The following is a 23,930-nucleotide window of genomic DNA, read 5'->3' on the forward strand; positions in this document are numbered from 1 at the left end:
GATAACCTCTCCCCATCTTCAACCATAAAACTTTTTATACAGCCTTATTCCACAAATGAAAAACTTGGTGACAACCAACCTGCTTACATCCAACCTTATGATAAAAGTTTATTGCACCTATGTTTCTAATCTGTGTACCAACTTGAATTTCCTTTGATCCCTGTTTATAGGCTTCTGCTTCTACAGCTCTAAATAATCGCGTACCTGTACCACTATTAGTACACTTTTTAGACACTGCGATTAGCTCAACTATACATACATCATTAGAGTATGAGAATAAAAGGAAACCATTTAATTCACCTTTTTGATTCTTAGAAAGGGCAAAATATTTATCAGGCTTTTCAAAGGCGTTGAGAAGCCATTGTGAATATACTTTTTCTCCACCTCTATTCGCAAATTCAGGATCCTCGGAGAATTTTGAATACTGAAAGTCTGCCAATTCAATAATCAAGTTATTTCTTTCTAAACATGATTGGATTGAAATGTCACTTGGCCCTGTGAATTGTTCTCCTAGTTTTCTTTTGAATTGAACATTAACATCAGCTAAAAAGGCATGTGTATCCTTTCCAATTAACTGTGAGTTACCCGGCTCAGATTGTTCATTCACAATTGATATAAATTGATAGTCTTCGAACTTTACCTTTAATTCTAACCACTCATTTTGTGTAAGAGGTCTATGCAAGGTTGCTCTGGCACTAGATATCCCAAAAAAATCTGTATCCCATCTTAATTCATCAAAAGTTACTGCATTCGTTTTCAAAACAATATCCCCCTTACATTCCCTTTCCAATCTATTTATCAGAATTCGTACTGTTTTCTGTTACAAATACATCTTTTCGTTTCAAAACAGAGATTGCTGTTTTGAAAAAGATTTTCATATCCAACCACCAAGAAAGGTTATCAATGTAATAAATATCATTTTGAATTCGCTCTTTCCACGGTACAGTATTTCTGAAATAGGCCTGATTATACCCAGTAACCCCCGGTCTAATTTCTAATTTTCTTCCCTCATTACCTTCATATAATTCTTGGTGCTCAGGCAAGTCAGGTCTAGGGCCAATGATACTCATGTCACCTTTTATGATATTTAGTAACTGTGGAGTTTCATCCAAACTTGTTTTACGAATAAACTTCCCTACCCTGGTTAATCTAGGATCATCTGCTGCATTAAAAGTCGAGCCATCATCATTTCTAAGGTCAGGAGCATTCATTTTCATAGAGCGCAACTTGTACATGTTAAATACCTTTCCGTCCTTACCAAGTCTCGGTGCATTATAGAAAATAGATCCTTTATCTTGGATGTATATGATTGGTCCTAATATAACAAGGATTATGAACAAAATTGGAAGTGCTAGTAGAGCTAGTAATAAATCGAGCACCCTCTTCAAAAAAGCCTTATACATTATTCACAGTACCTACCTTCATCTCATTCAATATTTTTTTGTAATTTTCAACCACATATAATACATCCTCTTTACTTAATAAAGTATGAAGAGGGAGAGTAATCTCATTAACGTACTGCTTATATGCATTAGGATAGTCCTCAATATAGAAACCTAAATTCTTATAGGCAGTAAACATTGGTAGTGGTTTATAGTGTACATTACATGCAATGCCTGCCTCTGCCATTTTAACAATTATCTCGTTTCGTTGTTCTTCACTGATTCCTGGAATCCTTGTTAAATAAAGATGACCGGATGATGTGAAATCTTCACCGTAATGTTGTAAATGTTGAATTCCTAGCGGTAATAACTCTTTATCATACATTTCGATTATCGTTTTTCGTTTCTCTAATAAGCTCTTATATCTATTAAGTTGAATCAATCCAAACCCAGCCATAATATCGGTCATATTGCACTTATAAGCCGGGTAAATAATATCATATTCCCAAGCACCTTTTTGTGTTTTCGCTAGCGCATCTTTCGATTGTCCATGTAGACTGTATAACATATATTGCTTGTATAACCACTCATCATCTAATCCAAGGTCGTTACGCCAAACAACTGCCCCACCCTCAGCAGTCGTCAAATTCTTTACTGCATGAAAAGAGAAACATGTAAAATCAGCAACTTGACCACAATTCAATCCATTTCTTTGAGCCCCAAAAGCATGGGCGGCATCCGTCATTATAATGACTCTATTAAATAAACTCTGAATTTCATTATTAGGTTTAAATAGCTGTTTTTTGCTTTCTATGATTTCATAGACGAGATCATAGTTACACATCTTGCCTGCAATATCCACAGGTATAATTGCTTTGGTTCTTTCTGTAATTGCATCTGCTAATTTCGAATAATCCATTTCAAAAGAATCGGAAGCTGTGTCAACGAGCACAATTTTTGCCCCGATATGATCAATAACAGAAGCCGTTGCTGTATAGGTATAAGCTGAAGTTATTACCTCATCACCAGGACCAATCCCCAATATACGAAGAGTAAGTTCCATTGCCGCAGTTGCAGAATTTAGACATACAGCTTTATTAGTACCAATATACTCCGCAATTTTCTTTTCAAATTCCTTTGTTTTCGGTCCTGTTGTAATCCACCCAGATTGCATAGCCTTTATAACTTCTTCAATTTCAGCATCTGTAATATCTGGAGGGGAAAATGGGATATTTCTGAATTTAGTATTAATCATTATTATTAGTCCCTCTTTTTTTTAAAAATTTATATCAAAGTAAAAGATAGTTTTAATAGTTTAGTACCTAATTAGATCTCCAATATCCAATGAACTACTAAACCACTAAAATTCCAATATCAAGTTTAGATACCTTGTAATTACCTATAAATACATATTCGAAATGCCTCACCTAACACTCTCAGCTATGTTTCTTCCTATTATTTATTTGCTACCTCATAGAAAGTTGGTTGGCAACTTTTTTCAATCACCAACCAACATTCTGCCCCACAGATAGAAAAGACTATACTTTATCTCCATAACCTTTTCTTAGCAAGTGAGAGGTTATTTACCTTGCAAAATTAGTTTTAAATTGAATATTTGGATAGTCCACTATAAGTAGATTCAGCTTCTTTCTAACTACCAATCACTATCGACTGCTTCTCACCAAACTTTGTATTAGAGATTCCAACAAGCGTTTCTTTCAACTCAATAGAATCCTTATCAAGAAGCTTTTCCATTATTCCATAAAGTTCGTGCTTATCCATCGGCTCCGCTTTCCCAATAAAAATTTTCGGGAACACTTGTCCCTTCTGAACCTCATTTTCATTAAGCAGCTCTTCATACATCTTCTCACCAGGCCTTAAACCTGAGAATTTTATTCCAATTTCATCTACTGTATACCCTGAAAGAGTAATCAGGTTTTTAGCAAGATCTACAATTTTAACTGGTTCACCCATATCCAGAACAAATATTTCTCCTCCACGAGCCAATGCTCCTGCCTGCATCACAAGCCGTGAAGCTTCCGGAATCGTCATAAAGTACCTTGTAATGTCTGGATGTGTAACCGTTATAGGACCACCTGTTTGGATTTGTTTCTTAAATAATGGAATAACACTGCCGCGGCTACCTAACACATTTCCAAACCGTACTGCAACAAACTTCGTCTTACTTTCTTTCGCTAAATTCTGAATAATCATCTCAGCAAATCGCTTTGTTGCTCCCATTACATTAGGGGGATTCACAGCCTTGTCTGTTGAAATCATTACAAAAGTACCAATCCCAAACGTATCTGCCGCTTCTGCTACATTCCGAGTGCCTAGAATATTGTTTTTCACAGCTTCTCTCGGATTATATTCCATCAACGGGACATGCTTGTGTGCTGCCGCATGATAAATAACGTCTGGTTTATATTCGTCCATCACATCAAAAATTCGATTTCGATCCTGTATATCTGCAATAATCGGAACTATTTCAATAGATTCACCATATTGTTTTCTTAATTCCATATCGATTAAATAAATGCTGTTTTCTCCATGTCCCAACAACAGGAGTTTACCTGGAGTAAACTTGCATATTTGACGACATATTTCAGAACCAATCGAGCCTCCAGCACCTGTAACTAGAATAGTTTTTCCTTCCACATATTCAGAAATACTACTAATATCCAGCTGAATTGGTTCGCGTCCTAATAAATCCTCAACTTCTACATCCCTAAACTGTGTGACGGATACATTGCCAGACATGATTTCTTCAATCATTGGCATGATTTGAACCTTCGCCATTGTTTTTGAGCATTCCTCGTAAATACGTTTTATCTCACCCTTTGACAGGGATGGAATTGCAATAATAATGACTTCAATCTCATGTAAGGCAACAGCCATTGGAATAAAGGCCGTATCACCTATCACTGGTAACCCGTGGAATTCAAGTCTTTGTTTATTTGAATCATCATCAATAAAGGCAACAGGTAGTAAATCAGAGTCCACCTTATGAAGCAGTTGTCTTGCTACCATAGTTCCGGCTGCACCAGCTCCAATAATTAACGTACGCTTTTTTGTTGCATCAGATGTGTTGATGTAACGATCTCTGATAACTCTCCAGGAAAATCGTGATCCTCCGATCAAAAGAATATGAATCATCCAGGTGATTCCTAAAGCCCGTACGTACACATCCTGAAAAACGATTAGCTGAATGACAGAAGTCGTTAAAATTGATAACGTAACTGCTGTTACTATCGCAATTAACTCTCGTACACTCGCATATTCCCATGCCTTGTTATAAAGTTTATAGATAAATGCATATACATGATGGCAGATTAATAATGCTAGAGAGGTAATTAATAAGGTTTCCATTTTGAAAATTCCCAAATACGGATGAAGGATAAGGTAACTGCAATAAATAGCTGTCAACACGATAAGGGAGTCTAATAGGACCAATGTGGTCAGCCTTTTCCGGTATGTCACGTTCTAACATCTCTCCTCTAAAAAAGACCGATACAAAGTCCGGTCTTCTCCAAAATAGTTTATTTTTTAATTAAGTTTACTTTTTCTTCCATAAAACGTAATAAATCCGAGCGCAAAGTTTCATCCTGAAGGGCAAACTCAATCGATGTTTCAATAAATCCTAATTTCTCGCCAACATCATATCGTTTCCCATCGAAGTCATAGGCAAATACGCGCTGAATTTCATTTAGCTTTTGAATCGCATCTGTTAGCTGAATCTCTCCACCAGCCCCTATATTCTGCTCACCTAAAAACGTAAAGATTTCGGGACGCAATATGTATCTACCCATGATGGCAAGATTAGATGGAGCCGTACCTTTTTCCGGTTTTTCCACAAAGCTCTTCACCTGATAACGGCGGCCTTTTTGCTCTGTCGGATCAATGATTCCGTAGCGATTTGTTTCTTCCATTGGCACATGCTGTACACCTATAATAGAAGAAAAAGTCTTTTCATATTCATCCATTAACTGACGAAGGCATGGCTTGTCTGCCTGGACAATATCATCACCAAGTAAAACAGCAAATGGCTCATCCCCAATAAAATTCCGTGCACACCAAATTGCGTGACCGAGTCCCTTTGGCTCTTTTTGGCGGATATAATGGATATCGACCTTGGAAGGAGCCTGTACTTTTTCGAGAAGATCAAACTTGCCCTTTTCCATCAAGTTATTCTCTAAATCATACGCATGATCGAAATGGTCCTCGATAGATCTCTTTCCTTTACCGGTCACAATAATGATATCCTCAATTCCAGATTCAATCGCTTCCTCCACAATATATTGAATCGTTGGCTTATCAACAATCGGCAGCATTTCCTTCGGCATCGCTTTTGTCGCAGGCAGGAATCGTGTTCCAAGTCCGGCAGCTGGTATAATTGCTTTCCTTACTTTTTTCAAGGTGTAGCCTCCTTTTCTCAATCACTATATATAACGAATCATATATTTTACATTTACAGGAAAAACATCTAGGTATAAGTTCTTAATTACCAAAAATAACTAAAAATTATTAGACAATTACAATTACTATGTTTCATAATCAATATTAAGGGTATTTAATTTCGTATTTTTATAGTCGTTTTTATTTTTTATCACTTACATATTAATAAATATGGGCATCTAACCCACCCTCACACCATCCTACCGATGACTTGCATCTAAGGAAGTTTATCATACTTCCCACAGCATGGCCGAGTGTCTCCTTTGATAACGGCTAGGAGGCATCACCTAAATTGGTTCATCATTAAAATAACCCTAAAAACTTACGCTGTCTGACTGGCTGCGGCATTTCTCTCATGATTGTCTGCCCGCTAATGAGTAACTCTGCATTTTCTTCAAAATAATAGATTTGGTCCAAACCAAATTGTTTCTCAATTTCATCTAATGCTTGGTTCATCCAAAATTGTCTTGTTGATACATTATGTGCATCGGATGACACAAAATGAATTAAGTTAGAAGATAGTAAATCCATTGATACTTTTTTTATTTTCTTCCCAAACTTACCTGCAATACTGCCGCACGTAAGCTGAGTGCTGACGCCCTTTTGGACAAAGTCATAAAGGAGATTTGGATTTTCAACAATGGCCATATTCCGTTCCGGATGAACCAGAATTGGATTAATACCTTTTTGTTGAAGTTCAAAAAATAATGTACTTGCATACCTTGGTATATGATTTGAAGGAAATTCAATCAAGAGATAAGAGGAATGGTTTATTGTTTGAATCAAACCCTGCTCCAGATCCTCGAGCAATTCACCGTACACCCTGACCTCTTGGCCGGGGAGAACCTTTAATGGAATTTGGTTTTTCTCCAAATGTTCATTTAATTGATCAATCTCGGGTAATAGTTTTGTTCTTATATTTTCGTACGCACCATTTTTATGATGCGGGGTTGCGATGATTGTGTCGATACCTTCGCTCACAGCAAGCCTGGCCATGTCTATTGAATCCTTTAAACTCTGTGCACCATCATCTACACCTGGCAGGATATGACTATGTATGTCAATCATTTCATCAAGCAACCCCAATCGTTGTATATTTATTCCAATCAATGAATCTATCTTACTCACTTTTAATGGAAAAGTCTAGTTAATTTGCTACTTCTTACCGTAATAATAGTACGTATTATCCTTCATTTTTTTGTTATTAAGAACAGCACCTAGGATTTTAGCCCCAGTTTTCAATAATAATTCCTTCGTTTTGATAGCATCGTCTATCTGTGTTCGTCCGCTGCTTACTACTAGAACGACTCCCTGGCAAAGATTCGCAATAATTTGCGCATCGGTTACGGCAGTCACTGGCGGTGTATCAACAATAATGACATCAAAGTGCTCCTTTGCCTGATTAATTAAATCAGTCATCGCTCTTGATGATAGCAACTCTGCCGGGTTTGGCGGGAGCGGTCCGCTTGTCAGTACATGTAAGCCCAAAGGCTCAACAATTTGTAATGCTTTATCAAACTCTATTTGTCTCGTTAATACACTTGTTAATCCTACACTGTTCGTAAATGAGAACGTATAATGCGAAGAGGGTTTGCGCAGGTCGGCATCTATAAATAAAGTCCTTTTTCCCTGCTGAGCAAAAGTCACGGCGATATTGGCAGCAGTTGTCGATTTTCCCTCAGTCGGTCCTGAGGATGTAATCATAATCGTTTGCATTTCCTCGTCTACCGAAGAAAATTGAATATTTGTTCTCAGCGTACGAAACTGCTCCGAAATCGGTGATTTTTGTTCAAAATACGTGACAAGCTTCCTTTGATTGCCGTTACCGATCTGTTTACTTTTCTTACGCGCCATGCTGTTCACCTCTTCCTGATCGCTTCGCTCTTGCTCTTGACTCCATCTGTGTATTGCTTGTTTCAATGACACCAATTACACCAATTATCGGTAAATCGAGGATTCGTTCGATATCCTGCTCGGTTTTAATTGTATTATCCAAATAATCCATTAAGAAGGCTATTCCGACACCAATCATTAATCCGACTACCATCGCAATCGCGATATTAAGTAGTGGCTGCGGTTTTATTGGTGATGCATTCTCTGAAACCGTTGCCTTCGCTAGGATACTGACATTATCGACATTCATGATATCGACAATCTCTTCTTTGAAAATCTCCGCTGTTGTATTAGCTATTTTCGCCGCCATGTGCGGATCCTCGTCTGTAACGGAAACATTCACTACCTGAGAATTTTGTTCACTGGCAACGGTGATTTTATTAGTCAGTTCACCCGCTGATAAATCCAAATTTAATTTCTCAATGACTTTATCTAATATGGCTGGACTCTTCATAATGACGTTGTATGTTTCGATGAGTTGTAGATTCGTTTGAACCTCATTGTAGTTATAAGCAGTTTCTTCACCCTTCGCTTGATTGACAAGCAGCTGTGTGGAAGATTGATAGATTGGAGTTAAAATAAAAAAGCTTGTTACTCCGCTAATCAAAACTGCCAAAACGGTAATCATGATGATGAACCATGCACGTTTTTTTAAGGTTTCAAATAAATCCTTCAAGCTGATAGTTTCTTCCATTTCATCCTCCGATTGACATAATATTAAACATTATACAATAAAACAACAATAACTTATCTGTTTTTTGTTAATTTTATATATTTTTTATAATATTTGCCGTAAATATATTGTGTATCAAATGATATGTCGTTTAGTCTTAAAGCTAGTGAGTAATATCACAGTTTGTGCGAAAATAAAATTCAACGTCTCGTATACTCTACGTTCTGAAAACTTCCATTACTAAGATAATTGAAAATGCGTAATTTTTAAAGTGGAAAATAATACTTAAATTTTAGAAATATGTTTATTGTAATAATACACTTTATTCTCTAATTTTAATACTAAAGAAGACGACTTTTAATTTCTTAATTACTTATCTTTATATATTTATAGTCATTATCTAAATCTTACTTTATGTCAGACTCTTTAAAAAAATCTACGTCTGCGTTAAACTGTAATTGAGTCAACCTACTAACTCCTTTCTACTTTTTGGGTAAATGAAACAGTGATACTAATAGAGGGAATTAGACTTATTTATTCAAAACAATAAAAATCATATTTGTCAGCTGGAGGATGGAACATGAAATATGTCACAATATTTTTCCTTACAATATTCACCGTTCTTGTTATAGTTTTTGGACAGTCATACTGGAGTAATCAAATTGAACAAACTGTTGCTATGGAGAATGAAAAGAAGCAAGCTGAACCCAAAAAAGAAGAGAATCCCTCCTCTCAATTTGAAATTGTAGAAAATGAGGAACTTAAGAGCGCCCTTGAAAAAGGGGTTAGCAACCATAAAAAAGCTAACATCTTGATTGCCGGCTCCAAAGCATTAGGAGATCAGGATAGCGGTTTAGGAAAAACAATTAGCCAGGAAATAAAGGATGAATTTGAAGATAGCGTAAAGGTATCTTACATAGAGTTTGCCGGCACCTCCACCGAATTAATAGAAGAAGGCTTAATCAGTGATTATCAAGAAACGAAGCCAGATGTTCTTATTCTTGAAACTCTGACCCTGGCTGATAATGGCAATGTTGAAGTGGAGGATAATCACGATAATATTTCTACTATCATTGAAGAATTACAATCGATCAATGAGGATCTTTACGTGATTCTTATGCCTACTCATCCTATCCCAAATGCCACTATCTATCCGAAACAAGTGGACGCATTAAAGGAATATGCGGCAGAAAATGATTATACATACATAGATCACTGGGAAGCTTGGCCTGATTATACGAATGAAGCCGAGTTGATGGAATATTTGAATGAGGATAAGAGCGCTCCAAATGAAAAAGGGATAGAGATTTGGAGTAAAGAGGTCTTGAAGTTATTTGGAATATAATAAGAAGAAAGCACTGAAGATAAGATATGTATTTTCGATGTGTATTAATTAAACTTATAGAGTTACTAATTACTTAAGCACCCATTTTGGGTGTTTTTTTGTTTTGAGTCTAATCCAATACAATCACCACATCACTCTTTCCTCTCTCCACTAAAATATATTTCAGGAAATACTGCTCACTAAAAAATTTAGATATCCTATTTTCATCCTAGTTTTTTTACATTCTTTTACAAACCTCTTTAAATCTATTCGATTCATCCGATGAAAAGAAAAGAATAAATAAAAAAAGAGGTGAAAGAACTTTTGGGAAAATATTTTATTAAAGCTGCCAGTTTGCTGATTTTGCTATCATTTATCATTACTCTGTTACCAGAGAAAGCAGATGCCGCTAGCTTTACATCTAAAGTCAACGCTGATGTCCTAAATGTCCGCTCCAAGGCAACTACCAAATCCTCTGTCATCGGAAAAATCAAAAAAGGGAAAGTGGTCACAGTTCAATCTGAGCAAAATAACTGGAGCAAAATTACATACGATAAGAAGACCGGTTGGGTAATGAGCAAATATCTTACATATTCCAATTGGACAGGATATGCAAAAGTAAATAACCTGTCTATTAAGAAAACGGCCTCTTCCTCTGCCAAATCTCTTGCGACTATTAAGATAGGGACAGCCGTTTCAGTAAAAGGTCGAATGGGAAGCTGGGTTAACGTCTATTATTCCAGTAAAAAGGTGACTGGTTGGGTATCTATTTCAAGTCTAACAAAGTCAAATCCTGCGAATGGTACAGCAAACCTCGGAACCTATTATGTCACAGCTACTAGCCTGAATGTACGTGCAACAGCGAGCACAAAAGCAAAGGTCATCACAACTGTGAAGAAAGACGCTGCCCTTACGCTTCAGCAAAAAATTGGTTCTTGGGGGAAAGCAAAAACCTCTAATGGTAAAGTTGGCTGGGTGAGTCTCTCTTATCTATCTACTAAAAAACCGGTTGCGAATCTTGGTACCTATTATGTTACGGCTAGTAGCCTATCTGTTCGCGAAAAAGCCAGCACCAAATCCAAGATCATCACTACTGTAAAGAAAAATGCTGCCGTAACTCTTCAACAGAAGAGTGGTTCCTGGGGGAAAGTAGAAACCTCTAACGGTAAAATTGGGTGGGTATCCCTGACTTATATTTCTACTAAAAAAACGGTCGCGAATCTCGGAACCTATTATGTTACAGCCACTAGCTTGAATGTTCGTGAGAAAGCCAACACTAAAGCAAAGGTCATTACAACAGTAAAGAAAAACGCTACGGTTACTCTTCAGCAGAAAAGTGGTACCTGGGGGGAAGTGAAGACTTCAAACGGTAAAGTTGGCTGGGTGAGTCTCTCTTATCTATCTACTAAAAAACCTGCTGCGAATCTTGGTACCTATTATGTAACAGCTAGCAATTTGAATGTACGTCAGAAGGCGGATACTTCATCCAAAGTCATCACGACTGTGAAGAAAAATGCCGCCCTTACTCTTCAGCAAAAAAGCGGTACCTGGGGAAAGGTGAAAACCTCTAACGGCGAAATTGGCTGGGTTGCTATGAAACATATTTCAACTAAAAAACCGGTCAATACGAAAACACCACAGCCGGTATCAAATAAAACAGAGTATCTGGTTACCAACACCAACACTTCTTTGTATAAAAATGCTGACTCAAAATCTACCGTATTGGCTTCAGTTGCTAAAAACTCTAGTGTGATGAAACTGAATACAAACGGTAGCTTTACACAGGTTAAACTGGCATCCGGCCAGATTGGATGGATTACCAGCAAAACACTAATCGTTTCCAAAAGTGTGCAAGGAAAAGTTATTGTGATTGACCCTGGACATGGCGGGTCTGATACAGGAGCTATAGGGGTAAAGTTAAAAACAAAGGAAAAGACTATTAATTTAAGTACTGCCAATTATTTAGCGACGATACTGGAAAATGCTGGAGCCACTGTTATTATGACACGCAGCAATGATACCTTTATTTCATTAGCCAACAGAGCAGCAATCAGTAACTCAAAAAAAGCCGATGCGTTTGTCAGCATTCATTACAATGCAACTCCAGCCGCATCAGCATCTGGAATTGAGACTTTTTACTATCAAAATAGTAGTTTGGCAAGTGCTATACACGGTGAATTGATTAAAGCAACAGGGTTGAAAGATAGGAAAGTTAAACAAGGTAATTTTCAAGTCATAAAGAGTAATAAACAACCAGCTACCTTGCTAGAACTTGGATTTCTTACAAATGCAGCCGAAGAAAAAACCATTTCCCAATCCAGCTATCACAAGAAAGCAGCACAGGGTATTTTAAATGGCTTAAATGTATATTTCAAAAATAAATAACGTCCAGCCTGAAGCCTCCGATCATCCTCGGAGGCTTTTAATTTTCACTAAAATCCAATCCATCACTAAACCTTCGGAATACACTAAAACGATTATCCATAAATGGATGTGATAGGGTGCCAAATCAATTGAAAGAAATAGTTGGAGCCTGGCTGACGGCTATCGGAGCCATTGTTGTAGCCATCGGCTCTACTCCAAACACTGGATTACCAAACAAAATACAAAGAGAACTTAATTTAGTCGGGAATGCTCTGGAAGCAGTCGGTGCCGGCTTAGCCGCAGACGGACAAGATAATAAATCCTCACTTGAATATGCAGGGAATGTTATATCTAGTATCGGAGCCTTGGAAGTCATTACTGGAATTGCTGTTGATTTCCCTGAACCTACCAATACGAATATTGCGATTCAGGGTAATTTATTACAGGCATTAGGCAGCGGAGTCAGTGCAGCTGATGAATTAGGCGATCAAACCACTTTAGGAGAAACAGAAATCTTAATAGGTAATATTCTCCAAACCATTGGCAGTGTCATCCAAGCATTCGGCGTTAAAATTCAAGTTAATGACCAGCAGGAGGGACAATTCTATGTTGCATTGGGAAGCTGGATTCAAGCCGTTGGCGCTGTTCTATCCGCCATCGTTCAACAACTCGAGGAAGCTCATGAAAATAAACCAGGTATTAACGAATAAGATGCCCTCCTCTGGAGGAGGACATTTTTACATACAGGAATAGCTTTAAATAGTAGGGAGAAAAGCGGAGAATCCAATAGAGGTATATATCGGGACCAGCTTTCTGTGCCCTCCGCTAGATGACGAGCTGATTAGCGACAGTATATTCTGGACAACAAGATTTCCTGAAGTTTGATGGATAGTGGGAGTTGGTTTATAGAATATGTCGGAAAGAAATAGCTGCTATCGTATCACTTGAGAAGATTCCCATGATGACAATAAGTCTAATCCCCTAATAAACGTTCTTTTTTAAATTTCTTAAACTTTTTACCGACACCTTCTGCTATTCAGATAGCCGTTATACAGGTTTCCCTATCACTTTTCCACAGTTGCTGGCTAACCATTTCATTTAAAATGACTATTTGTTGGTATTTGTTTTGTTTCACTTCGTGTTTTTTACGGTATAAATAGAGTACAACCATTCCAAATTATGTATAAAAAAAGGAGGCGCGAAACTATGAGAATCCGAGCAGGCAGTTGGAGAATGCTTTCTAAACAAGAAAAGATCTTTATCCTGAATGCAGTCAGTCAGCGTCGGATATTTTAATCATCGCCAATCGGATGGTTCCTTACCTCAAGTATATTTGTAGGGCAGGAACGTAGGTTAAAGGTCTTTTCCTCTGTTCACTTCTAAAAAGATAAATATACAATCCTTCGCTTTATTTTCTTTCTCACTTTTTCCTCCATTGTTGCTTTCAAGTAACCAATCATCCGTATCTTGACGGGTGATTATTTTATTTGGGCCTATTCATTAATCGATTGATTAATTTGGTCTTCTAACTCCTCCGGGTTGAAAGTATACTATACATATAGATGGTTACTGTATTTTGTCATAAAAAATTCAATATGTATTATTTGAAATTATCTTCAATATGCCGATATAGTAGAAGTAAGTAACCGTTACTTATTACCCAATCCTAAAGGTGGTGTGAGGAAAATGGCGAATCTAAAAATATCCCCACTATTTAAAATATCCCTAATGATTATACTTACTGTCCTTTTATTCGTTAGCCTTTATTTTATAAAGGGACCGTTTCTCGATAAGGATACTCTTGTCAAAAAAGTTGAGACCGCTCTCGCCGATCAAAATGTACATCAGCTCTCCCGGATTCTAACCTCATCAAATGAAGACCTGGTTATTGACGAAGAAAATACAAAGATCTTGATGGATTACCTTCAAAAAAATCCTGATTACACCCAAAGCCTTCTGACAGTTCTCCATGAACAATCCCGATATTATGATGATGATTCATCCAAAACAGGTAAGGAACAGCCCAGGATTGAAGGATTTTTAACACTGAAAAAGAATACGAATTCCTGGCTGCCGGACAACTATTCAATTGAAATCGATCCAGTTTATCTGACGATCACCACAAATTCTAAGCATGCCACCTTAATGGTGAATGGTGAACAAGTCATTAAGGCCAACGAAGCCATTTATGAAAAGAAAGTCGGCCCCCTTCTACCGGGAGAATACAAAGTCGAGGCAAAATTGAAAACAAATGATACGGATATCAACGAAAAGAAGCAGGTTGTTTTGTGGAATAGTGATGAGAAAATCAACATGAATTTAAATGATGAGGAAGTCGGCTTGGATACAAATGAATAATGATAAGAAAGACAAAGATCGGTCTTTGTCTTTTTTTATTTCATTCTTTACAAATATATACTGAAATATCATAAGCAACAAAAAAGAAACTTAGGTCTATTCTCTTATTATATTGTTAAAACTTCTCAGTATACTTTTACAAATAGGAAGTTTGAATCAAGCACAGAAAACGAACATTCGATAATATTGTAGAAGAAAGCCCATTTTTATGATTCGTTTTTCCATATAAAAGTACTGAGAAAATCATTTCCTCAGTACAGAAAAATTATTCTGATGTAAACAGTTTCTTAATATACTGTTGGCAACTCATCCGACGTCTTATCATCTTTTTCCTTCTGTCTCACATATAAAAATTCATCAATATGGTTAGCCAATTGTATTCACTCCGTTACTCAGTTTTACATTATACATGGTTGGTAGTTCAGCTACTTGTGTGGGCTTCACATTATACATAGTCGGCAATTCTGCCACTTGTGTTGGTTTCACATTATACATAGTCGGTAACTCTGCCACTTGTGTGGGCTTCACATTATACATAGTCGGCAATTCTGCCACTTGTGTTGGTTTCACATTATACATAGTCGGTAACTCTGCCACTTGTGTGGGCTTCACATTATACATAGTCGGAAGCTCCGCTACTTGCATTGGTTTTACATTATACATAGTCGGAAGCTCTGCTACTTGCGTTGGTTTTACATTATACATAGTCGGAAGCTCCGCTACTTGTGTTGGTTTTACATTGTACATAGTCGGAAGCTCCGCTACTTGTGTTGGTTTTACATTATACATAGTCGGAAGCTCCGCTACTTGTGTTGGTTTTACATTGTACATAGTCGGAAGCTCTGCTACTTGTGTTGGTTTTACATTGTACATAGTCGGAAGCTCCGCTACTTGCGTTGGTTTTACATTGTACATAGTCGGAAGCTCCGCTACTTGTGTTGGTTTTACATTGTACATCGTTGGGAGCTCTGCAAGATCCGTTTTAGAAATAGTAATTGTCGCTGTCAAAGCACTGATACCTAACACACTAGCACCGATTAACATAATTTTCTTTTTCATACATATTCCCCTTTTCATTCATAAGTTTATAAGTATAATTGGTTTATGTTTATACTTACATTTAACCATATATTTACTTTTAAAGGTTTATTCGATACAGGGACTTTAGATTCAATTTATTCAATATAAACAAGCACATACATACTTTTTTACATATAAATATAACTATAGGAATACTATCGGAAAGGGGATACCATGAATGGATTTCTCCGCAATTGGTCAGCGAATAAGAGATTTGAGGAAATCACTTAAACTATCTCAAGATGAGCTAGCCCAAGGAATATGTACACAAGCACAGATAAGTAAAATTGAAAAAGGTGATGTATATCCTTATGCTAATACCTTATATCTCATTTCACAAAAATTAGGAGTGGATGTTAACTACTTCTTTGAAATTGGTTCTACTCCTAGAGTAGACTATGTTAATGAGGTAAGCAGACAGTTACGGCTGACGCGGCGCCATCTCCTCTACGAAGAGATGAATAGAATTGTAAAATTAGAAGAGGACAATCCGCTCTTTACGCAAAATGGGCGTAACAGACAGCTGATCTTATGGCACAAGGGTGTCTATGAGCATGCTGTAAATAATAATGTGGAAAAATCTATAGAATTGCTTAAGTCAGCAATTGACTTAACACATGTTTTGGATAAAGTTTGGAATGAAAGAGAAATAGAAGTACTCATGTCTATGGGAGCAGTCTATGTTACAGACAATCAGAATGAGATTTCTCTAAAAATATTTTTGGAAGCTAAAGAGCATTTATCACATTTAGTTTTCATTAGTGATCATTCGATTTTACCGCGGCTGTATTATAATATTGCCAGAGTGTATACTCGATTGAAACAATATGATGAATCTATTACATACTGTAAAAACGGTATAAAATATTGCTTAGAAAAAGACAATCTATTCCCATTGGCTGAATTACATTATCAAGTTAGCTACAATCTTGAAAAGCTTGGTAAGTATTCGGATTCCATATATTATTTAAATAAGGCTATTTCGATATTCGAATTAATCGAAGATAAAAAATATATGAACCTTCTGAAGGAAAAAAAGAGTTCCTTGGAATTACACTACGGAGACATAACAAAAGCTGATCATTCTAAAACATGATCAGCTTTTTCTATTATACCATAACAATATTATCACCCGTTAAAGCATCTACATAGATATTTACTTTTCCAAAGAGCTTTTCTGAATGATATATATACATCTTTTTACCGGCGCCTAAGATCAACTAGATTTTAAGAAAGGCGAAGTTGTGTGTATTCAATTCGCCTTTTCTCTTATTTGAAGCTATTATGTTCCAGCTTCTCTCCAATAAATATTACTTTCGAAATTTTCTCCATACAAAATATAAGACAATCCCTGTCAATCCACCCACTGTATCAATCATCACATCATGAAAGAGTGGCGTGCGGTCACCTGTGAATGACTGATGCCATTCATCTGAGCAGGCATATAGAAAGACAATTCCCATCGTGATTGCCGTTACCTTCACCGCTCGCTGTACCCATACTCTGACGATACTGGCCAATATAAACGCCATTACAAAGTAAACGCTAAAATGGGCACCCTTACGGATAAAAAACTCAACAAAACCCGGCAACCCTAACGCTTCCACACTAATCTCTACACCAGCATAAGTGAAGCTTATTTTTGAAAGCAAAGCCACTACCGAATCAGGAAGCTTTAAGTTCTCACTCAGCAACGGTTGAATGTTTTGTTCGGTATAAGGCTGTGAGGAGGAATAAAATACTACTCCCACAACCAACAATAAAAGGATTAAACGGTATATGATCTTTTTCCTGTCATTATTCATATTCCTATCCTAGCGGAATTCATCCGCAAGGTAAATGCCAAAGACTTGCAGAATGGAGATTTTCTCTTAATCAATCGATTGATTAATTCGTTTTGTATGTACTATGTATGCTTGCCTGTATGAAAGATATTAAAACACCATGGCTAATAATCCTATTGCTGAGCTGTTTTACGGTTTTGGCTAATCTTTTAGGGTGGTTACTTTTTAATAGGTATGAAACGGAGAGGCATTATCGGGAATTAGCTCATTTACAGTACAAATCGCTCAATAGATTGCTAATATCCCTAATTTAGTAATATAAGCCGATAAATTAACGTCTCTAGGGACATATGAACAGATCCTGTTTGTTCATTCTTCCCAAAAATCTCTTTTTATGCCTACATTTAAAGAAAGATAGTCTTTTAGTCATTGCATTCTCTCCAATAACAGTATTGCCTTAAAACACCCAGAGAGAACTTTTACCCGGTAATTGCTACTTCATCTCTTATAAATGCAAAAAGACCAAATCCCGCCTCCTAAGAGCAAAATTTGGTCTTACCTTATATGATTTATGCCATACTGGCTAGTCGATTATCTTGGTAACGAATATTTTGGATTCCAATGACGTTTAGAAATTTTTTGATTTCATTAATAGCGGCTGTTTTATGTCCGTCTATGACTGCTAGGTCCGTGACAAAGGCAATTTTCGGGTATTTTGTTTCACGTTTCTTAGGGTTTAGCATCGGCTTTTCTTCAATAAGTTGAGCGTCCATTTCCTCTTCACATGTCAGAATAACCGCTTCACCAATTTTCATGTTTTCCCAATCAAAAGAGAACGAAAATTCAATTGAACACTCACCGTCAATAAACTTTGGTTGTACTTTTACGTTTAACTCCACTATGCCCAGCCTCCTTCATTGGTTATTTGTTCCTAGTATAACAGGAGTGCCTATGAAGGTGGCCTGACCACATATGAGTAAAACACCAATATTCTTACATGTTTATTCAAAAATGCTCGCTCTGGCGCATATTTTTATAACTCCAGGAATATTCCTAGACGAATATTTTATATTCTTTATTCTACCTTTAATCCCTAAAATATTCCATATGTTTTTGTAAAATTCCTTTAATTCTTTTGACCTCTTCCGCGCGAATTACCTCATAATAGATTCCATTTATTTTTTCAGCTGTGCCTTCCATACTGATATGATCAATATGCTGAACTGCCTCCTTATAGTTATTTTTTATTTTTATCATCTCTGAAATTGTGATATTTGTTTTCACATTATTCATTAAGGTAGTAGCGATTTGATCATAGTGAGTTAAGCTTCGGATATTGGCACCTGTTCGAATTACCTCTCCAATGACCTCGTACCGGCGTTGTTGCCGCCCTTCTTCACCATTTGGCTCCAGCTGGCGCATGCGCATATAGGCCAATGCCTCTTCACCATTTAACTGGATTTTACCTTTAGCAAAATGTTGGCCATCATAAGAGAAGTCTAACTGGTTTTCAACGGTAATACCTCCGATGGCGTCCACCAGCTCCTCCACCCCATCCGTATTGATGCTCACATAATAATCAATCGGGATTCCGAAAAACTGTTCAACTGTCTCCATCGACAGTTCCGCTCCGCCTTCTTGATAGGCATCGCTGATTTTATCCCAATTCTTGCTTCTAGCAATTTTTACTCTTGTATCCTGTGGAATACCAAGCATTTTAATGTTATTGTGTTCCGGATTGACCGTTATGACCATTGTTGTATCCGGTCTGCCGTTTGTATCTATACCAAGCAGCAATAATGAAAATGGCTCTTTTTTAGTTAAATCAATCTGTTCTTCTCGATAGGGTGATTGGCGTTCTCGCAGTGGATCCTTTATTGCTTGAAAGGCCTGATAAATCGGATATCCGACAACCAGGACAATTACAATTACGAACCCGGAAATCCATAACCATCTATATTTCTTTCGTTTATCTGCACCTCGATTTACATTCATCGCATTCTCTTCTTTTTAGTTTTTATCTTTAGTCTTCTACTTTCCTCCCCCTTTTCATACGTTTTTTTGATCAGTTTTGTTACAATTAAGATTAAACTTGGTTAAACTGTCTCGTAAGGAGAATGATATATGCACGATGCACTTAAATTCTACGGGGAGCGAATTTCGGATATTCTCTCTCCTAAATCAACTAATGATGTTAATTTAGTTTCGAAGGGTCTTGTTCTTTATCGTCAAGGGACAGTGGTAAAGCTATCAATCGAATCTGATCTTATTCAAGGTGTCGTACAGGACGTGACAAAGGTTAACGTCACTTTGGATTTGAGTTTTCCAAGCAATAGCTCTTGTTCTTGTCCCGCGATTGATTTATGCCGGCATCAGCTGGCTGTATTTTTTGCTGCCTACAGTAAGGAGGCCAGCGTTACGGAATGGGTGGATCATTGGAAGAACAAAGAGGACCCCATGTTCCGTTTAAAGGAATCACTAAAAAATGGCCCAGTATATAAAGAAAAAAGCAAGCCTTCTAAACCGGAGCATACATACAGTGCCTGGAAGGAATTTTTCATCCGTTCCGCACGGGAAGAGTTAGCCATCCCTCCTTACTTTATGGCCGGGATAAACCGCTCTGCTTCTAATTATCAGCGTGCAATCCAGCGCAGCGAGCCCTCCAATCAGCAATGGGTGCCTTTATACCGCAGCATTGCCTATTATATGGGCTTGGTACATTTATTTGATCTGCAGAGCAGTACGAAGGATCACTTTCAGGAGGAACTGCTGGAATCTATGATTCACGAACTGTTCCTTGCCTTTAAGGATGAAGTTCATCGGTTTGAATCCTCTATCCGTCCATTTGATTCAGAGGAGTTTATCCATTCCTGGATTGATGAAACAAAGAATTTGCCAACCGGTGAAATGGGAAGCGGCTATTATCGCTGGGATATCTATCGCACGATTTGGACAAATATCATTACAACAAAAGAAGAACGCGGGGCTGAAATAGATCGTTTGTCAAACCAGCTCCCGGCTCTCGCCGACTCCTTGCAAATTGAGTTGGTCTTTTGGATGATGATTCACATATATATGGTCGATGGCAAGGATGAGCAGGCGTTAGAATGTTTAAATAAGCTTGGTCCGATATCCTGCTTCTTCCTTACCTTTGTGTTAGAGGAACTGCATAATGTAAAGGAACATGCACGAATGGTTCCCTTTGTTGAATTCTTCTCAAAAAATATTAAAGCTTACTTACATGATTATCAGACTCAGGAGTATAAGAGAACTCGATTTTTATATAATGCCCTGCAAATTATTCGTCCTTTTTGCTCAGCCGCCAAACGATTCGACTTGCAAGAGCGTATTCTAAGAGAAACTATCCCTTACTCCCTTATTCCATATTCACACTATTTGTATGAGAAGAAGGAGTATAAAAAATGGGTCGAGCTCCAGGTTGCTGAGCGTGTGGATGTCCTTTATGAATGGTCCAATCAAACGAAGGAAATTCAAAAGGAACAGCCTGAAGTCCTCCTTCCTATTCTGCATCTGCAGGTAGTTAATTTGATTGCGGCTAAAAATCGTTCATCCTACCGGGAAGCGGTCCGTTATTTAAAAAAGCTGAGAACTATTTATAAAAAACTTAAGCGCGTAAACGTTTGGGAATCTTATATTGAATACATCAGCGACGATAATAAACGATTACGCGCTTTTCAGGAAGAACTAAAGAAAGGAAAGTTAATTGATGCAGCTGATTGAAACTCTTCATATTCAAATTGAATTACTTGAAGGCGGACGCGTCTTTATTTATGGAACGGACGAGGGTGAGCCCGTTCCTGCCGAATTGTGGGCAACAAGCTTCTTTCTTTGGGACGCGGATAGTTTCTTTGGGACCAAATTGGATATCCAAACACTGGATGGTAAAAGCGGTGTCCTCATGAGCGCCCATAAATGGATGAAGGTGCTGGCAGAAGAGCCTTTCAATAGCTTTATTAATTGGTCCTGGTCCAATTGGGCATCCATTAGTTTAGCTTTGGCCCAATCCTTATATGAAACCGTTGAAAACGGAACGGTTATGCCTGATTTTAACGATCGGAATCAAGACGGCATTACCTTCCCGCTCCCACAGGAAATTCTCGAAGACTTTCAGGACTCCTTTTGGGAACAGGAAATGGCCAGACACGAGCATGACGGAATCCAAACCATAACGGTTCGGCGCTTTGCGGAGGAATGGTTAAATGAAGCGATTAAAGACCGTCCCGGCAATCATCGCGTAGGTGATTTGCTTGATTTGTTTGCTGAAAAAAATATCTCCACCAAGGTACTCAGCCGCTTCTTTGACGGAGACCGTTGGGAAATATGGACCGGTGCTAAAGAAGATGAATTGCCTTTTTCTATGGGAATGCGCCTGAGCGAGCCTGATTTTGCAGCGGGTGATGAGGTTGACCAATGGAAGCTAGAACCGTTTATGCGCGGCAAGCGAAATGAGGAGCAATTTTTCATATGGGCTGATCGCCATAGGATTCCTTTTGCCTGGAAAAGGCATTTAGAGATGGCTGAAAAGGAAATCGCCCGCTGGAAGGATATTTTCCCTTGGATTGATGATATTGTCACTGAGGATCAGGCCTGGGATTTCTTAACGGATGCTTCCGAGGTCCTACATATGCTTGGCGTAGAAATTCTATTGCCATCATGGTGGCAGGCAATTAAGGATGCGAAAATCGCCATGAAGGCTAAAGTGAAAAATTCGCCAAGCCGCCGAAAATCATTTGTGGGTATGAATGCCTTGCTCGATTATAATTGGCGTTTCTCCGTCAATGGCGCTGAGGTTTCCGAGGAGGAATTTAACAAGCTTGTTGAGGAAAAACGGAAGCTTGTCTATATTAGAGGACGCTGGGTGAAACTGGATCCTGCCTTAATGAGGCGCATGCAGGAATTGAAGAAGGAAGCAGATGAGCGAGGATTGCGTATCAATGATTTACTTCAGCAGGAGTTCGCACAGGATGAGGAGCTTGAGGATGAGAATGAAGGGGATTACGCACGAATTCAATTTGAGCTGAATAGTGACCTGAGACGCTTTATGACTCGCATCAACTCACTTCAGGATATCCCGACTGTCCAGGTACCCGATGCCTTCCAGGGCGAATTGCGGCCGTATCAGCAACAGGGAATGAGCTGGCTGATGTTCTTACGTGAATATGGATTCGGTGCCTGTCTGGCCGATGATATGGGTCTAGGGAAAACGATTCAGCTCATCAGCTATCTGTTAGCGGTGGAGGCGAAGAATGGTCCAGCAAAATCTCCATCCTTGATTGTCTGTCCGACTTCTGTGCTCGGAAACTGGCAGAAGGAGTTTGAAAAGTTCGCTCCATCTATGAACGTCCATCTTCACTATGGTCCAAGTCGTATGAAGGGTGAACAGTTTAGGGATGGGTTTGGCAATGCCGATGTGATTCTGACAACCTTTGGGTTGCTTCATCAGGATGAGGAAGACTTTTTATCCATGCAATGGAATGCTGTTGTGCTCGACGAAGCGCAGAATATCAAGAATTCCCATACGAAGCAATCCCGTTCTGCCCGTAAGCTTGAAGGCATTCATCATATCGCCTTAACCGGTACTCCAATGGAAAATAGACTGAGTGAGCTTTGGTCCATTTTTGATTTTATTAATAAGGGCTATCTTGGCTCACTAACGCAATTTGATAAAAACTTTGCCGGACCGATTGAACGCAATGGTGATAAGAATAAAATTGCCACCCTGCAAAGGCTAATTCAGCCTTTCCTTTTAAGAAGGACGAAAAAGGATGAAGAGGTTGCTCTCAATCTGCCGGATAAATTGGAGCAAAAGGAGTTTATCAGCCTAACAACCGAGCAAGCCGCTTTATACGAACAGCTTGTTAAAGATACGCTTGATCAAGTTGAAAAACTAAGCGGTTTCGAACGGAAAGGGCTTATTTTGCAGATGCTAACCAAGCTGAAGCAAATCTGTAATCATCCTGCCCTTTATCTAAAGGAAGAGGCACCAAAGCATATTCTTCATAGATCCGGGAAAATGGAAAAGCTAATTGAATTGCTCGATATCATTTATGAACAGGATGAAAGTGTGCTTATTTTTACACAATACATTGAAATGGGTAATATGATTAAGCAAATCGCTGAGCGCCGCTATGGTCATGTCGTTCCATTCCTGAACGGCAGCGCCAATAAAAAACAACGGGATACCATGGTGGCCGATTTTCAGGATGGCAAGTATCCGATTCTTCTACTTTCCCTGAAAGCGGGCGGTACAGGGCTTAACCTGACGGCTGCCAACCATGTCATTCACTATGACCGCTGGTGGAATCCAGCTGTTGAAAATCAGGCGACCGACCGTGCCTACCGTATTGGGCAAACGCGCTTTGTACATGTCCATAAGATGGTTTCCTCCGGTACACTTGAGGAGAAAATTGACGTTATGCTGGAGAAAAAACAATCGCTTAACGATGAAATCGTCCAAAGTGACAATTGGATTACCGAGCTATCCTCAGATGAATTAAAGGATTTGCTGGTGCTTGAAAGATAACTTTTTGGCCATCCCCTTCTTAAAAAATAGGGGATGGCTTTTTTGTATCTATTAGAGTCGGAATAATAAAAAT

19 protein-coding genes are annotated in these 23,930 nt (G+C 38.3%); 7 read left to right on the forward strand and 12 right to left on the reverse strand.

What is annotated here, in order from left to right:
- Positions 1-34: 34 nt before the first annotated feature.
- The 8 genes from F7984_RS17710 to F7984_RS17745 all read right to left on the reverse strand — a co-directional run bounded on the left by F7984_RS17710 (position 35) and on the right by F7984_RS17745 (position 8,424).
- Entirely contained in the window at positions 35-760 is a 726-nt protein-coding gene (locus F7984_RS17710; RefSeq protein WP_225983631.1) for a GNAT family N-acetyltransferase, read from the reverse strand.
- A gap of 31 nt (positions 761-791) precedes the next feature.
- Entirely contained in the window at positions 792-1,403 is a 612-nt protein-coding gene (locus F7984_RS17715; protein WP_140461856.1) for a sugar transferase, read from the reverse strand.
- On the reverse strand, positions 1,396-2,637 hold the full coding sequence (locus F7984_RS17720) for a DegT/DnrJ/EryC1/StrS family aminotransferase (RefSeq protein ID WP_140461857.1): 1,242 nt from the start codon (positions 2,635-2,637) through the stop codon (positions 1,396-1,398). The genes F7984_RS17715 and F7984_RS17720 overlap by 8 nt, the downstream gene beginning before the upstream one ends.
- A 395-nt stretch (positions 2,638-3,032) precedes the next feature.
- Positions 3,033-4,862, reverse strand: a complete 1,830-nt coding sequence (locus tag F7984_RS17725) for a polysaccharide biosynthesis protein (RefSeq protein ID WP_140461858.1) — start codon at positions 4,860-4,862, stop codon at positions 3,033-3,035.
- 59 nt (positions 4,863-4,921) lie between these two features.
- Complete coding sequence (gene galU / locus F7984_RS17730; protein WP_140461859.1) at positions 4,922-5,797, reverse strand: UTP--glucose-1-phosphate uridylyltransferase GalU; 876 nt, start codon at positions 5,795-5,797, stop codon at positions 4,922-4,924.
- A gap of 343 nt (positions 5,798-6,140) precedes the next feature.
- The gene (locus tag F7984_RS17735) at positions 6,141-6,905 is read right to left on the reverse strand and encodes a tyrosine-protein phosphatase (protein WP_140461860.1); all 765 of its coding nucleotides are present in this window, start codon (positions 6,903-6,905) and stop codon (positions 6,141-6,143) included.
- Between the two features lie 87 nt (positions 6,906-6,992).
- On the reverse strand, positions 6,993-7,691 hold the full coding sequence (locus F7984_RS17740) for a CpsD/CapB family tyrosine-protein kinase (RefSeq protein WP_140461861.1): 699 nt from the start codon (positions 7,689-7,691) through the stop codon (positions 6,993-6,995).
- Positions 7,681-8,424: a YveK family protein gene (locus F7984_RS17745; protein ID WP_140461862.1), complete on the reverse strand. Its 744-nt coding sequence runs from the start codon at positions 8,422-8,424 to the stop codon at positions 7,681-7,683. The genes F7984_RS17740 and F7984_RS17745 overlap by 11 nt, the downstream gene beginning before the upstream one ends.
- A gap of 559 nt (positions 8,425-8,983) precedes the next feature.
- Here F7984_RS17745 and F7984_RS17750 point away from each other — a divergent pair.
- The 4 genes from F7984_RS17750 to F7984_RS17765 all read left to right on the forward strand — a co-directional run bounded on the left by F7984_RS17750 (position 8,984) and on the right by F7984_RS17765 (position 14,449).
- The gene (locus F7984_RS17750) at positions 8,984-9,748 is read left to right on the forward strand and encodes an SGNH/GDSL hydrolase family protein (RefSeq protein WP_140461863.1); all 765 of its coding nucleotides are present in this window, start codon (positions 8,984-8,986) and stop codon (positions 9,746-9,748) included.
- A gap of 291 nt (positions 9,749-10,039) precedes the next feature.
- Positions 10,040-12,112, forward strand: a complete 2,073-nt coding sequence (locus tag F7984_RS17755) for an N-acetylmuramoyl-L-alanine amidase family protein (protein WP_192796824.1) — start codon at positions 10,040-10,042, stop codon at positions 12,110-12,112.
- Positions 12,113-12,228: 116 nt separating this feature from the next.
- Entirely contained in the window at positions 12,229-12,801 is a 573-nt protein-coding gene (locus tag F7984_RS17760; RefSeq protein WP_140461865.1) for a DUF6944 family repetitive protein, read from the forward strand.
- A gap of 976 nt (positions 12,802-13,777) precedes the next feature.
- The gene (locus F7984_RS17765; RefSeq protein WP_140461866.1) at positions 13,778-14,449 is read left to right on the forward strand and encodes a TcaA second domain-containing protein; all 672 of its coding nucleotides are present in this window, start codon (positions 13,778-13,780) and stop codon (positions 14,447-14,449) included.
- A 366-nt stretch (positions 14,450-14,815) separates the two neighbouring features.
- On the opposite strand, the gene F7984_RS17770 is transcribed toward F7984_RS17765, so the two are convergent.
- Entirely contained in the window at positions 14,816-15,508 is a 693-nt protein-coding gene (locus F7984_RS17770; RefSeq protein WP_140461867.1) for a hypothetical protein, read from the reverse strand.
- Positions 15,509-15,707: 199 nt separating this feature from the next.
- Between F7984_RS17770 and F7984_RS17775 the strand changes: the two genes are divergently transcribed.
- The gene (locus F7984_RS17775; protein ID WP_066105763.1) at positions 15,708-16,625 is read left to right on the forward strand and encodes a helix-turn-helix domain-containing protein; all 918 of its coding nucleotides are present in this window, start codon (positions 15,708-15,710) and stop codon (positions 16,623-16,625) included.
- Positions 16,626-16,839: 214 nt separating this feature from the next.
- Here the strand turns inward: F7984_RS17775 and F7984_RS17780 are convergent, their stop codons facing one another.
- The 3 genes from F7984_RS17780 to F7984_RS17790 all read right to left on the reverse strand — a co-directional run bounded on the left by F7984_RS17780 (position 16,840) and on the right by F7984_RS17790 (position 19,308).
- Positions 16,840-17,334: a VanZ family protein gene (locus F7984_RS17780; protein ID WP_140461868.1), complete on the reverse strand. Its 495-nt coding sequence runs from the start codon at positions 17,332-17,334 to the stop codon at positions 16,840-16,842.
- Between the two features lie 548 nt (positions 17,335-17,882).
- Complete coding sequence (locus F7984_RS17785; RefSeq protein ID WP_066105755.1) at positions 17,883-18,212, reverse strand: hypothetical protein; 330 nt, start codon at positions 18,210-18,212, stop codon at positions 17,883-17,885.
- 187 nt (positions 18,213-18,399) lie between these two features.
- The gene (locus tag F7984_RS17790; RefSeq protein ID WP_140461869.1) at positions 18,400-19,308 is read right to left on the reverse strand and encodes an LCP family glycopolymer transferase; all 909 of its coding nucleotides are present in this window, start codon (positions 19,306-19,308) and stop codon (positions 18,400-18,402) included.
- A 129-nt stretch (positions 19,309-19,437) separates the two neighbouring features.
- On the opposite strand from F7984_RS17790, the gene F7984_RS17795 reads away from it, so the two are divergent.
- Positions 19,438-21,054 (forward strand): SWIM zinc finger family protein, encoded by a 1,617-nt coding sequence (locus F7984_RS17795; RefSeq protein WP_140461870.1) that lies wholly within the window; start codon positions 19,438-19,440, stop codon positions 21,052-21,054.
- Positions 21,041-23,857 (forward strand): DEAD/DEAH box helicase, encoded by a 2,817-nt coding sequence (locus tag F7984_RS17800; protein WP_066105744.1) that lies wholly within the window; start codon positions 21,041-21,043, stop codon positions 23,855-23,857. The genes F7984_RS17795 and F7984_RS17800 overlap by 14 nt, the downstream gene beginning before the upstream one ends.
- Positions 23,858-23,930: the final 73 nt, after the last annotated feature.

The sequence above is a fragment of the Pradoshia sp. D12 genome (assembly GCF_008935075.1).
Taxonomy (GTDB): Bacteria; Bacillota; Bacilli; order Bacillales; family Pradoshiaceae; genus Pradoshia.